The sequence below is a fragment of the Stenotrophomonas sp. FR012 genome, assembly GCF_047520565.2.
Lineage (GTDB): Bacteria > Pseudomonadota > Gammaproteobacteria > Xanthomonadales > Xanthomonadaceae > Stenotrophomonas > Stenotrophomonas sepilia.
In genome coordinates this window covers 365513-378873 of the sequence record NZ_JAXBQL020000004.1, presented here as the reverse complement: position 1 = coordinate 378873, position 13361 = coordinate 365513, and the positions used below count along the sequence as shown (strand labels likewise).

Genomic DNA, 13361 nt, shown 5'->3' with positions numbered 1-13361 from the left:
GGTTAACGACGCGGGCGTGGGCCATCTATCGCGCGTGGATGACGGCTTGATGACAATGCGGGATCGATTCAGGTTGTCACAATGGCGCGATCGACCTCGGCATTGATCCGGATCAATGAATACGCCGGCATGCTTGCCCACAGTGCCCCCATGCGCACCTCGTTCAAGCTCGCCATTGCCCTGGCCGCCACGCTGGCCGCCGCCTATGGCATCGCCCGCAGCACGCCCTACTGGTTCGCACCTCGGCAGGCCGCGCAGGTCGACATCCACGACCCGGCGCTGATCGCACAGGGGCAGTACCTGTCGCGCGCCGCCGACTGTGCGGCCTGCCACACCGCGCCGGGCGGCAAGCCGTTCGCCGGTGGCCTCGGCATGCAGACGCCGATGGGGACGATCTACTCGACCAACATCACCCCCGATCCGGAAACCGGCATCGGCGCCTACGACTACGCCGACTTTGAACGCGCGGTGCGCCGTGGCATCCGTCACGATGGCCAGCCGTTGTATCCGGCAATGCCGTACGCCTCGTACGTGATTGCCCGCGACGCCGAGATCAAGGCGCTGTACGCCTATTTCATGGGCTCGGTGCAGCCGGTGAAGCAGGACAACGCCGACAGCACGATTCCATGGCCCGCCAACATGCGCTGGCCTCTGGCATGGTGGCAACTGCTGTTCGCACGCCCACGCAGCTTCAGCCCGGATCCGTCGCTGGACGCCGGCCAGCAGCGTGGTGCCGAACTGGTGGAAGGCCTGGCGCATTGCGGTGCCTGCCACACGCCACGCGGGCTGGCGTTCCAGGAAAAGGCGATGGCCGATGATGGCAGCCGCCAGTTCCTGTCCGGTTCGGTGCTGGAAGGCTGGTACGCGAAGAACCTGCGCAGCGAATCGACCGGTCTGGCCAGCTGGCGCGAGGGTGAGATCGTGGACTTCCTGCGCACCGGGCGCACCGATCGATCGGCGGCCTTCGGTGGCATGGCCGACGTGGTCGAGCACAGCACGCAGTACCTGTCCGACGCGGACCTGCTGGCGATGGCCCGCTACCTGAAGCAGCTGCCCGCCCGCGAAGGACGCAGCGCACAGTGGTCGCCCGGTACTGACACCACCACCGCCGCACTGCGCAGCGGCGACTATCGTGTGGCCGGTTCGCTGGCCTATGCCGAGCACTGCCAGGCCTGCCACCGCGCCGACGGCCGCGGCATGGCCCGCGTCTATCCGGCGCTGGCGGGCAACTCGATCGTGTTCGCCGATGACCCCAGCTCGCTGGTGCAGGTGACCCTGATCGGCGGCCGCACACCACATACCCGGCACGACCGCATGGCCTTCAGCATGCCAGGCTTCGAGCAGCTGCCGAACGCGCAGCTGGCACAGATCCTGACCTTCATCCGCAGCAGCTGGGGCAATCAGGCCAGCGCAGTGAGCGAGGTCGACGTGGCGCGCATGCGTCGGGTGGTGCGCGACAAGCCGGTGCACTACGTTCCGCAGGAGGCCGCACAATGAAGCGTTCGCGCACGCGTCCCCGCCTGCTGATCGGCAGTGCGATCACCCTCATGGTGCTGACCGGCGCCGGTACCCTGGCCTACCGTCATCTGTACCCGGACCTGGATGCCGCCGTCGCCAGCACGATCGATATCCTCGATGCGCAGGGCAAAGTGGTCGGCCACTACCATGCGCCGAGTGCCGAGGAGATCGCCGGTCTCGGCAATGCCGAATCGGTGATGCTCGGCCGCCGCCTCCTCAACGAGACTGCACGGCTGCTGCCGGACAATGTCGGCAACGATCTGAACTGCAATTCGTGCCACATGGCCGAAGGCAAGCGGCCTTTCGGCAATCACTACTTCAACACCGGCGGCGGCGCCTATCCGCGTTACATGCCGCGCCCGGGCAAGGTGATCGGGCTGACCGAGCGCATCAACGGATGCCTGCAGCGTTCGATGAACGGCAAGCCTCTGCCGAAGGACTCGCCGCAGATGCGCGCGATGCTCGATTACATGGCGTGGTTGAGCAGTCCTGTGCCAGAGGGTGCAAAGGTGTCCGCCCCCAGTGAGGGGCCCATCGACAGCACGCTGGCCCCGGACCCGATCCGCGGCCAGGCACTGTACGCCGTGCAGTGCGCCGCGTGCCATGGCGACAACGGCGGAGGACGGCGCGACGCCAGCGGTGACATCGCCTTCCCGCCGCTGTGGGGCGACCACAGTTTCAACATCGGCGCCGGCATGGCGCGCCTGTACAAGGCCGCCGGCTTCGTCAAGCACAACATGCCGCCGGCGGTGACCCGCGAGCCCCCACTGGGGCAGCAGGTGATGCCCGACCAGGATGCGGTGGACATCGCCAGCTACTTCATCAACCAGCCGCGGCCGGACTTCGCCAACAAGAGCAAGGACTGGCCGCGCGACCCGAAACCCAAGGACGCGCGGTACTGAGCACCCCGTGGGTCAGCGCTTGACCAGCTCGACCCGCCGGTTGCGTGCCTTGCCTTCTTCGCTGCCGTTGTCAGTCACCGGCCTGTCGGCGCCGAATCCGGCCGCCTGCAGGCGGTCGGCGGCGATGCCCTTTGCGGTAAGCGCGGCCACCACCGAGGCCGCGCGATCCTCCGACAGGCTGCGGTTACGTGCTGCGGCACCACTGTTGTCGGTGTGGCCTTCGATCGACAGCTTCAACGCCGGATCAGCCCGCAGCAGCTCGAGCACCTGCGCCAGCTGCGGTTCGGAGGCCGGCAGGATCTGCGCCTTGTCCGTGGCGAAGTTGACCTGGATCGCCACGCGGCCGTCGCTGTCCAGCTTCTTCTTCAGCGCATCGGCCGGCAACAGCGCCGCGGTCTGGGTGAAGCCCGTGCGTTCGGCCACCACCCAGCCGGCACTGAGGTATTCCAGGCGGGCGTGTACCCAGACCTGGCGGCCGTCTGCCAGATCGACGCGGTAGACCACGGTGTCATGGTTGTCCCAGCTGTAGCTGGCCGCGTTGCCGTAGGACGACTGCACCTGCTTCGGCACGCTCTCGGCCGCCTCATGCGGGATGCGTCCCTCGAATACCCTGGTGCCGTTGGCCTGGGCCATCATCGCCTCAAGGTTGCGGCGCACTTCGTGCATCGAGTACTCGCGCTCACCCTTGTCGAAATCAGCCGCGAAGGTGCGGCCCTCGACCTGTTCGAACCGATCACCGGTCCAGAACGGGAAGGCATCGAAATCACGCTGCTCGGCCTTGTTGCGGTCACGATAACCGGCGGGCAAGGACAGATGCGGGAAGCTGTCCGACCACTGCGCGGTGGCCTTGAACGGCACTTCATCCACGACCACCAGGCCGGCGCCATTGCTGTCCACCGCCAGTTGCACCCACACGGTGCGGTCGGCCTGGCGCAGCACATAGACCGTGGTGGGCGCGTCCTGTTCACCGTTCACTGCGTCGATGAAGCCACCACCAATCTCGCCTTCCAGCTGCGGGCCGTAGTAGATGTCGCGCAGCAGCTCGCCTTCGAACACCTTGCGGCCACCGGCAGCGGTGATCACGCCATCGAAGTTGCGCTGCACTTCCATTGCGGAGAATGTCTTGTCCGGAGCGTTGTTGCTGTCGGCCACGATGCGCGCCGACCAGCTCGGGCCTTCCACCCAATGCACCCCCTCGCCCATGCGGAACGGGAAGCGGGCCCATGCCCGCGGGTGTGGTGCGTTCTGCGGCGCATAGCCTTGCGGCAGGCTGAAGAACGGTAGTTCGCCCAGCGCGGCGTCGCTCAGCGGCACGCTGGCTGGGTCGAAGGGCACCAGCGGCACAGCCTTGCCCTCACGGTCGGTGAGCGCGACGCCATCGGCGGCGGCTGTTGAACCGGCCGGGGCGGCGGCCGCTGCTGCGGTCTCATCCGCCGTGGCTGGCGCGGGCGGTGCCACCTCTCCATTCGAGGGCGCCCGGTTGCATCCTGCCAGCAACACCAGGGCTGCCCCGCCCAGCCAGATCTTCGATCGCTTCTGCATCGCCACCACCTCAGGTCCATTGAAGCGCCGAGCATACCCGAAGGCCGTGACCGCCCCCACAGTGCCATCGTTCCTGCGCTGACACGTCATGCCGATGTCATTGGCGCTGCCGACACTCCGGGGTTTCCTCCCTCTGAAGGTCCGGTTTCGATGCGAACGATTGCGCGTTTTCCCCGTGTCTCGCTGCTGGCCCTGCTGATCGCCCCCGCACTGGACGCCCTGGCCGAAGCACCGCAGGGCGAGGCGGCCGAAGCGCGCAGCAGCGATGCCCGCACCCTCGATCAGGTGCAGGTGATCGGGCAGGCCACCAGCTACGCCAAGACATCGGTGCGCGCGGAAACGCTGAACCGGCAGACCGTGATGAGCAGCGTCAACGATGCACTCAACGAGGTGCCCGGCGTGGTGGTCAGCGAAGCCGATGCCACCGGCTCATCGGTGTGGGGCACGCAGATCAGCATGCGTGGCTTTGTCACCAACCGCGACACACAGCAGATCGGCACTACCATCGACGGCCTCCCCAACGGCGGTTCGGGTTACGGCGGCGGCTCGCTGGCCAACCGCTACATCGACACCCTCGACCTGGAAACGGTGGAAGTCAGCCAGGGCACTGCCGATATCTCCTCGCGCTCGAACGAGGCCCTGGGCGGCACGCTCAACTTCCTTACCAGCGACCCGCTGCAGGACAGCCGTCTGCGCTTCGTGGTCGGCGCCGGTGACAACGATGCGCGCAAGTACTACGTGCGCTACGACACCGGCCTGCTCGGCGGCCACACCCGCGCCTGGGTCAGTGCCTCGTCGGCGCGCGTGCATGACTGGATCGATGGCAGCGGCAAGACCAGCAACGACCACATCGCCGGCAAGTTCATCACCGAACTGGATCGCTGGACCCTGACCGGCTACCTGTCCTACAACGATGCCGACGAGCCGGAATACACCAGCGTCTCACCGAAGGGCTTCGCGACCAATCCGGATCGCGACAACCTGGTCGGTACCCTCACCGGCATTCCCTACCTGGACCAGAACTACCGTTCCGGCTCGCGTGCGTTGCGCGAGAACACCTTCGGCTACCTGCGCGCGGCCTTCGACGGTGGCAACGGCTTCAAGGCCTCGGTGGCCGCCTACGGGCACCGCATGCAAGGTCGTGGCGACTGGCTGCCTCCCTATCTGGCGCAGGTCAGCGATGACGGTGCGGGCCGCCCCGAGTCGGAGTACATCGGTGGAAAAACCGTGTTCGGCGGCAGCAACCGTGGCCAGATCTTCTTCGTCAATCCCGACGGCAGCGCCGCGCAGCGCCTGGCCAACTGCACGCCGCGGCTGGGCTTCACCGCCGAATACGATCCGAACTGCTACGCCGGCAACGTGCTTGGCGCGCAGTCGTATCGCCACACGCACTACGACAACGACCGCATGGGCGTGACCGCCGACGTCGAGTGGCGGCAGACCTTCGGCACGGTCGACAACACGATCCGTGGCGGTCTGTGGGTGGAGAAGCTGGACCGTTCGGCGCGCCGCGACTGGCATCGCCTGCTCAACGTCGGCCAGGACATCGCCTTCGACCACCAGCCGTACTGGGTACAGTTCGAGGACAAGTACAAGGTTGACGAGCAGATGTACTACATCGAGGACGTGGCGCGCTTCGGGCCGTTCAGCGCACGCCTGGGCGTGAAGCAGTTCTTCGTCGACCAGTCGCGCCGCCGCGTGATCGGTGCCAGCGAACACGTCAAATCCGATTCCAGGTCCGACCCGCTGCTGTCCACCGGCTTGACCTGGGCACCGGGCGTGGAAGGCATGGAGCTGTTCGCCGGCTTCTCGCAGAACTTCGCCGCGATTCCTTCCGGCGTGCTCGGCGAGACCGACCCGCAGCGCTTCCGCAACGTCGAGCCGGAGACCGCCGACAACATTGAAGTGGGCATGCGCATCAGCCGCTGGCCGCTGACCGCCTCGGTGACCCTGTACAACATCAAGTTCGACAATCGCATCGTCTACCTGCCGGCAGGTTTCGTCAGCGGCATCGACTATCTCGGCGAGACCGACGGCGTCTACGAGAACTTCGGCGGCGTGGAGAGCAACGGGCTGGAAGCCGCGTTCGGCTACGGCTGGGACAACGGCTGGCGCCTCAACGCCGCCTATACCTACAACCGCTCCAGGTACCTCGGCAGCGGCGATGCCGCGCGCGATACCCAGCTGGGCATCGTCGATGGCGCCAAGGTGATCGGCCAGCCCGAACAGACCCTCGTCCTGTCGGCGGACTGGCAGGGTGAGAACTGGAACTTCGGCCTGTCCGGCCGTTACCTGGGCACGCGCTATCTCGACGCCGCCAACGTCAACAAGCTGCCGTCGGCGACCGTGCTCAACGCCAACATCGGCTTCGACCTGCAGGGCCTGTCGCCGCGCCTGAAGGGCATGGGCGCCAACCTGGTGGTGAGCAACCTCACCAATAAACGGTATCTTGCAGGGGTGGACGGGCGCGACAACGCCTTCATCGGCGCTCCGCGCACCGTCGGCATCTCTTTCCGCGTGGACCTGTGAGTGAGCCTGTGACCGATATCGGCCGACGCCGGTTGTTGCAGGCCGGCGTTGCCGCCGGCCTCTCTCCACTGCTGCCCAGCATCGCCCGGGCCGCCGCGATCGCCCCCGCCGCGCAGACGCGCAGCCTGGAAGACCTGCAGCACATCGTGGTGTTCATGCAGGAGAACCGTTCGTTCGACCACTACTTCGGCACGCTGCCGGGCGTACGTGGCTTCGGTGATCGGTTCGTCGCCCCGGCCGCCGCGCTGCAAGCAGGTGGCCGCGTCCGCAGCCTGTGGCTGCAGCCCGATGCCAGCGGCGAGCGCGCGATCGCGCCGTTCCCGCTGGATACCGCCGCGCACTTCGGCTACATGCGGGTGGAAGGCACGCCGCATACCTGGCCCGATGCCCATCGGGCGTGGGACCACGGGCGCATGGGGCAATGGCCGAAGGCCAAGCAGAACCACTCGATGGGCTACTTCCAGCGCAGCGACCTGCCGTTCCAGTTCGCCCTGGCCGATGCCTTCACGATCTGCGATGCCTACCACTGCGCAATGCAGGCCGGCACCAACCCGAACCGGGTGTTCCTGTGGACCGGCCACAACGATGGGCATGCGCGTGCCGGCGGCCCGGTGATCGCCAATTCGCACGACAACTTTCCCGAACAGGGCGGGTACCCGGCGTCGTACCGCTGGACCAGCTATGTCGAGCGCCTGCAGAGGGCCGGCGTGTCCTGGCAGATCTACCAGGACATGGCCGACAACTTCACCGACAACCCGCTGGCGGGCTTCGAGGCCTTCCGCCAGGCCCACCGCGCGGCGCCGGTGCATGACCCGCAGCTTCGCGCGCGCGGGGTCAGCACGCGCGGCCTGGCGCAGCTGCGCCAGGACGTCATTGACGGGCGCCTGCCGCAGGTCAGCTTCATCATCGCCGACGCGGCCGGTAGCGAGCATCCTGGTCCTTCCAGTCCCGCCCAGGGCGCGGGCTATACCGCGCGCGTACTGGATGCGCTGACCGCCGATCCGCAGGTGTGGAGCCGCACTGCCCTGCTGCTGATGTTCGACGAGAACGATGGCTTCTTCGACCACATGCCGCCACCTGCCCCGCCTTCGCCGGTGGACGGTGGCTGGGCGGGTGTGTCCTCGGTCAGCACCGAAGGCGAGTACCACCGCCACCCGGCACCGGGTGACGAGAAGTACGATCTCGCCGAACTGCGCGGGCGCCCGTACGGTCTGGGACCGCGCGTGCCGCTGTACGTGATCTCACCGTGGAGTCGCGGTGGTTGGGTCGATTCGCAGGTGTACGACCACACCTCGGTCATACGGCTGATCGAGCGCCGCTTTGGCGTGGCCGCACCGGACATCTCGCTGTGGCGCCGCACGGTCTGCGGCGACCTCAGCAATGCGTTCGACTTTGCCCAGCGCGATACCCGCCCGTTCGTCCGCGGCCTGCCCGACGTGAGCACGGTTGCCGCACGCGCAGCTGCCTTGCCGGGGCGCACCGTGCCCACGCTGCCGGAGGGGCTGAAGCCAGCGAAACAGGAAAGCGGTGTACGTCCCGCGCGCGCCCTACCCTATCGACCGCAGGCATCGATTGCCGCAGTCGATGCCTTGGGTGTGGATCTGACGCTGTCCTGCGAAGGCGCGGCGGCCGTGCTGCATGTCTACGATCGGCTGCGGCTGGATGCGGTACCACGCCGCTACACGCTGCTTCCAGGTACGCCGCTGCGCGAGCGCTGGCCGTTGGACGCCCAGGGCCGCTATGACCTTTGGCTGCTTGGTCCGAACGGTTTCCACCGCCACTTCCAGGGTGCGGCCAAGGCGCCTGCCGTGCAGGCTTCGATCGAGCGCGCGGACGGCCAGCTGCGGCTGCACCTGCGCAATCTGCACAACAGCGCGCAGAATGTGCGGGTGCAGGCCGGTGCCTATGCCGGGCACATGCCTGAGCAGGCGCTGGCGCTGCCGGCGCATGCTGAGGCCACGGTGGCATGGGACGCGGCGCCCACCGCAGGGTGGTACGACCTGCGCATCGGTGCGGGCGACAGTGCACTGCGACTGGCCGGCCGCGCCGAGGATGGGCACCCCGGCACCAGTGACCCGGCAATGGGCAGCGAGCCCTTGCGGTTCGAGCACGATTGAGGAGCCCTCTGTAGAGCCGAGCCCACGCTCGGCTGCTTCTCGCCCTGGTCGCATTGCCCCGACAAAGCAGCCGAGAATGGGCTCGGCTCTACGGGGCAGATCGGCAGATTCAAACCTCCTGCAGCCCCGGCCGGCCGTGCTCCACCGCATAGCGTTTCCAGCTCTGCAGCGCGCCATTCGGCTGCATTACGGTATCCAGCGTCTTCATGTCGCCGATCCACGCATCGCGGGTGACATCGCACAGCACGTAGCCACGCTTGTCGGTGGTCGCCTTCAGGTAGGGACTGTGCGCAAGCTGGTTCCTGGCATACGCGTCCACGCCCTGGCCGTCGGCGCCAGAGGTGATCGACGTGGCGAGGAACTCGCTGGAGATCACGCCCGAGTCACGGTGGTCCTGCACCAGATCGCTGGCATAGTGGCGATGCGCGTCGCCGCAGGCGGTCACCACGTTGCCGAAGCCCACCTTCTGGATGTGCTCAAGCAGGCGCCGGCGGCTGTCCAGGTAGCCCGACCACTGGTCATCGGACGACTGCACTACCCCGTCCTTCTCGCGCATGTAATTGCCCAGCGCCACCTGGTGGGCGATGGTATGCCAGCGCGGTGCAGCATCGGACAGGCCGTCGAACAGCCAGCGTTCCTGCTTCGCCCCCACAATGCTGCGCTCCGGCGATTCCACCTCCTCGCGCAGCGTCATGTTCACCTGCTTGCTGCGGTACTGGCGGGTGTCGAGCAGGTGCAGGTCCATCAGCGTGCCGTAGCGTGCGCGCCGGTACATCTGCATGTGGCCGTCGCGCGGGAACGCCGAACGGCGCAGCGGCATGTTCTCGTAGTAGGCCTGGAACGCCTGCGCGCGCCGCAGCAGGAACACTTCGCTGGGCGTATCGTCCTGGTCTTCGGCGCCGGCCCAGTTGTTGTCCACTTCATGGTCGTCAAAGGTGACAAACCAGGGAGCCGATGCATGAGCGGCCTGCAGGTCGGCATCGCTCTTGTACTGGGCGTAGCGGCGGCGGTAATCATCCAGCGTATAGATCTGCGGGCCGACGTGGTTGCGCAGGTTGGTGAACGGCTGGCCGTTCATCTTCCGCAGGCCCGGCTGGCTTTCGCCTTCGTAGATGTAATCGCCGTAGTGGAAGACGAAGTCGAGCGGTTCCTCGGCGATGCGCCGCCACGCGGTGTAGTGGCCTTCTTCGTAGTGCTGGCAACCTGCCACCGCAAAGCGCACGCGATCCACCGCTGCCGTGGCTGCCGGCAGCGTGCGGGTGCAACCGACCGCACTGGCATGGCCACCCACGGTGAAGCGGTACCAGTAGGGCCTTCCGGGCGCCAACCCGTCCAGCTCCACATGCACGGCGTGACCGAGTTCGGGATGCGCCATCGCCGAACCCTGGCGCACTACCTTGCGCATGCCTTCGTCCGCTGCCAGCTGCCAATCGACCAGCATCGGCCGGGCCGGCATGCCACTGCCGAACACCAGCGGCTCGGTCGCCAGGCGCGTCCACAGCACCATGCCATCGGCCGAGGGATCCCCCGAGGCCACGCCCAGGGTGAAAGGTGTGCTGGCAAAGCGCGGCTTGGCCAGCAGGTTGCGCGGGTTCAGCGCGGTGGCATCGGCCCGCGCGGCCAGCGCATGTGCCGTGCCCATCCAGGCACCGGCAGCGGACAGGCCGGCCAGCGCCAGGAATCGCCTGCGATTGATCGTATCCACGGCTGTGCCCTCAGTTGTAGATGATGTGGAAGTAGAAGAAGCGGCCGTAGTCGTCGATCTCGGTTCGGAAACGCCCGTTCGGACCGGTGCTGTAGGTTGGCTGGGTGTTGAACAGGTTCTTGGCCTCGTACTTCAGCGTCACGTGCTTGCCGACCTTGTGGCTGAAAGCCATGTTGAACGTCAGGTATGGGTCGTAGTACGAATCCAGCCATTCGGTGTCACCGAAGTCGACCAGCATCCGGCTGCGGTAGGTTCCGGACAGGCGCAGCTGGGCGCTCCTCCATGGCATGCGCCAGATCACCGAACCATTGAGCGACCAGTCCGGCTGGTACAGCAGGCGATCCAGGCGACGCTCGGTGCCGTCGCTGATGCGGTAGTTGGTCTGGCCTTCCAGCCGGGTTGCATTGAAGTACATGTCGAAGCGCTGGCGGCCCCACTGCAGATTGCGATTGGCCACCGCGAACTCGACGCCACGCAGCTTCGACTCGTCGGTGTTCATCGGCTGGGTGACCCGGTAGCGGGTGTCCCCCACGTTCTCGAACGTGGTCAGGGTGTAGATATCGTCCTTGATCACCTTGTCGAACAGCGCCACCGAGACCAGGCCGTTGTTGCCGTTGAAATACAGGTCCCACGCCAGGTCGATGTTGGTGGAACGACGCGGCTGCAGGTTGGCGTTGCCCTGCTTGATGCTGCAGAAGCCCCTGCCCTCCTCGTCATCGCCACAGCTGGTGCTGGTGGCCTGGGCGATGTTGCTCGGCGTCGGCCGGCCCAGCGTGCGACTGGCGGAAAAGCGCAGGCGCTGCTCCTCGCTCAGCTTGAACGTCGCATTCAAAGACGGCAGCAGGTTGTTGTAGCCACCGCTCGTGTTGCGGAAGGCGGAGGTGTAAGTGGTGCCACCATCATCGCTGAACGGGCTGTAGGCATCGAAGCGGGTGTGGTCGTAACGCAGGCCGCCGATCAGCAGCAGCCGGTCCCAGGCATAGTGAGCGGACACATAGGCATTGGTGATGTCCTCCACGTACTTGTAGTCGCTGGTGAAGTTGGCATTCGGATACGCCGCATTGTTGTTGCCCAGTTTCGGCAGCAGTTCCTCGTTCCACTCGCGGTTGTCGATCAGAGGGAAGCCCGGCACGCTGCCCAGCAGCGTCGACCCCGGATACAGGTAGTCGTTGAGCGTGGCGCTGCTCCTGAAGTAGTCGAAGTCGATGTCCTGCCAGATCTTCAGGTGGCGGTACTCGGCACCGGTGGCCAGGCCGAAGCCACGCGCATCGGCGTCGATGTTGTAGCTGAAGTCCGCGCGCAGGTTGTCGATGCTCTCCTTGGCATCGCGCGGAGAGACATAGGCCTGCGCCGGATTGAGCTTGAACGCGGAGCTGGTCAGCAGGCTGGAATCGGAAACCGCCACCGCATTGGGGAAACCGTGGCTGTCGTTTTCGTAGTCGACGAACAGATTGCTCGGGTAGGCGCGCACTCCCCAGTAGACCTGGCTGTTATGGAAGGTCTCTTCGGTGTGGCCACCGCGCAGGGTCAGGCGCGAACGGTCGCCGATGTCCCAGTTGAAGCTGGCGATGGCGCCACGGTTGCTGCGGTCCCAGCGGTCGTGGCGGTTCTTGATGTAGATGCTGTTGATCTGCGTGGTGCCGCTGTCCTCGGTCTGGTTGCGGATCGGAAACTTGGCGTTTCCATACAGATCCGTCTTGTTCATCGTCGAGTTCTCGTAGAACCGGTACGAGTACAGCAACAGCGATGCGTAGAACGGATCATCCGAGGGCTTCCACTCAAGCTTGGCGGAGCCACCGAAGTTGGTGATGAAGTTGGTATAGGTGCCGGTGCTGAAGTTGCCAGGCGCACGCAGGCCGTTCCAGCCCTTGGCCTCGTCCGGACCCGTGGTGCCGTCGGTGAGGTATTTTCCAGCGTCGTTGTAGTAGTAGTTCGACTCCACCCAGCGCTTGACGCTGTTGCGTGAACGCTGCTCATAGCGTGCCACCGCAACGATGCCGAACTCCTGGTCGGCGCCGAACTGGTTGGAGAACACCATCTTGGCGCTCTTGCCGAAATGGCCCAGGGTCTCGTGGTTGCCGCCAGCGCTGCGCTCGACGTTGGTCTCGGCTGTGGAATAGATGCCTGCCACGTCGGCAAACACGTACCTGCCCGACCGGTCGAAGGCACTGCGGCTGATGATGTCGATCACACCGCCGATCGCATCCGGTGCCTGCTCCGCGCTGAAGCTCTTGTAGATGTCGGTACGGGTGCCGATGTCGCTGGGAATCAGCTGCAGGTTGTTCATGCGCTCCCCGGAGCCACTGCCACCCACGCTGGCAATCGCGATGCCATCGATGGTGGTGTAGTTGAGGTTGGCCTGCACGCCGCGTACCGTCACGTAACGTGGCTCACCAGCATCCTCCACCGCACTCAGGCCTGGAGCGGCCATCAGGCTCTCGGCCAGGGTCTCGTCGCCGTAGCTGTCCATCTCGTCGTAGACCACCGAATCCTTGATCACCGGCGACGACTTCTTCTGGTCGATCACCTCGTGCGCGGCAATCACCTTCACCGTGTCCAGGGTCGGCGCCACCACCGCTCCGGCCTCGCGCGGCATCGGCGCGGCTGGCTTCGGCGCGTTGCGTGCGGGTGCCGGATCGATGGCGATGACATTGCCATCCACCACGGTGTAGCCCAGGCCGGTACCCGCCAGCAGTGCGTCCAACGCCTGCTTGACGGTGGCGCCACGTGGCACAGCCCCGGCCATGTGCGCTTCACCGCTACCCGAGTACAGGAACTGCACGCCGGAACTGCGCGACAACTGCTCAAGTGCACGGGCCAGCGGTTGCGCCGCGATCGGCGCCGACACGCGGGCTTCAAGGCCATCGGCAGTGGCCGCGGCCGCCATTGGCACGCTGCAGGGAGACAGGGCGAGGATGATCGACAGGTAGAGCGTGTTGCGCATCACGGGTCCTTGGCAGAGAGAAGGCAGCAGGCGCCGCTGCGTGGCTCGGCAGCGGCTTCTTCCAAGTAAGAGCCCGCATCCACCGAAGTGGAGAACGCGGATTC

The 13361-nt window shown here is 66.1% G+C and carries 7 protein-coding genes; 4 read left to right on the top strand and 3 right to left on the bottom strand.

Translation table 11 applies throughout. The features are described from left to right. Positions 1–150: 150 nt before the first annotated feature. Together ACM0O9_RS09965 and ACM0O9_RS09960 are read left to right on the top strand one after the other, a co-directional pair. Positions 151–1497 (top strand): c-type cytochrome, encoded by a 1347-nt coding sequence (locus tag ACM0O9_RS09965; RefSeq protein WP_262219744.1) that lies wholly within the window; start codon positions 151–153, stop codon positions 1495–1497. Next, positions 1494–2420 carry a c-type cytochrome gene (locus ACM0O9_RS09960; protein WP_065179458.1) on the top strand — a complete coding sequence of 309 codons (927 nt, stop codon included), beginning with the start codon at positions 1494–1496 and terminating at the stop codon, positions 2418–2420. The genes ACM0O9_RS09965 and ACM0O9_RS09960 overlap by 4 nt, the downstream gene beginning before the upstream one ends. Positions 2421–2432: 12 nt before the next feature. Here ACM0O9_RS09960 and ACM0O9_RS09955 read toward each other — a convergent pair whose 3' ends face one another. Continuing rightward, complete coding sequence (locus tag ACM0O9_RS09955) at positions 2433–3878, bottom strand: OmpA family protein (protein ID WP_262219668.1); 1446 nt, start codon at positions 3876–3878, stop codon at positions 2433–2435. A gap of 234 nt (positions 3879–4112) precedes the next feature. On the opposite strand from ACM0O9_RS09955, the gene ACM0O9_RS09950 reads away from it, so the two are divergent. Both ACM0O9_RS09950 and ACM0O9_RS09945 read left to right on the top strand, forming a co-directional pair. Further along, on the top strand, positions 4113–6491 hold the full coding sequence (locus ACM0O9_RS09950) for a TonB-dependent receptor domain-containing protein (RefSeq protein ID WP_414604188.1): 2379 nt from the start codon (positions 4113–4115) through the stop codon (positions 6489–6491). 8 nt (positions 6492–6499) lie between these two features. Then, a complete protein-coding gene (locus ACM0O9_RS09945; RefSeq protein ID WP_414604194.1) occupies positions 6500–8608 on the top strand; it encodes a phosphocholine-specific phospholipase C in 2109 nt (702 codons plus the stop codon). Between the two features lie 109 nt (positions 8609–8717). On the opposite strand, the gene ACM0O9_RS09940 is transcribed toward ACM0O9_RS09945, so the two are convergent. Then, complete coding sequence (locus ACM0O9_RS09940) at positions 8718–10313, bottom strand: alkaline phosphatase D family protein (protein ID WP_065185221.1); 1596 nt, start codon at positions 10311–10313, stop codon at positions 8718–8720. A gap of 10 nt (positions 10314–10323) precedes the next feature. Then, on the bottom strand, positions 10324–13257 hold the full coding sequence (locus ACM0O9_RS09935) for a TonB-dependent receptor (RefSeq protein ID WP_164230027.1): 2934 nt from the start codon (positions 13255–13257) through the stop codon (positions 10324–10326). Between the last annotated feature and the right edge of the window lie 104 nt (positions 13258–13361).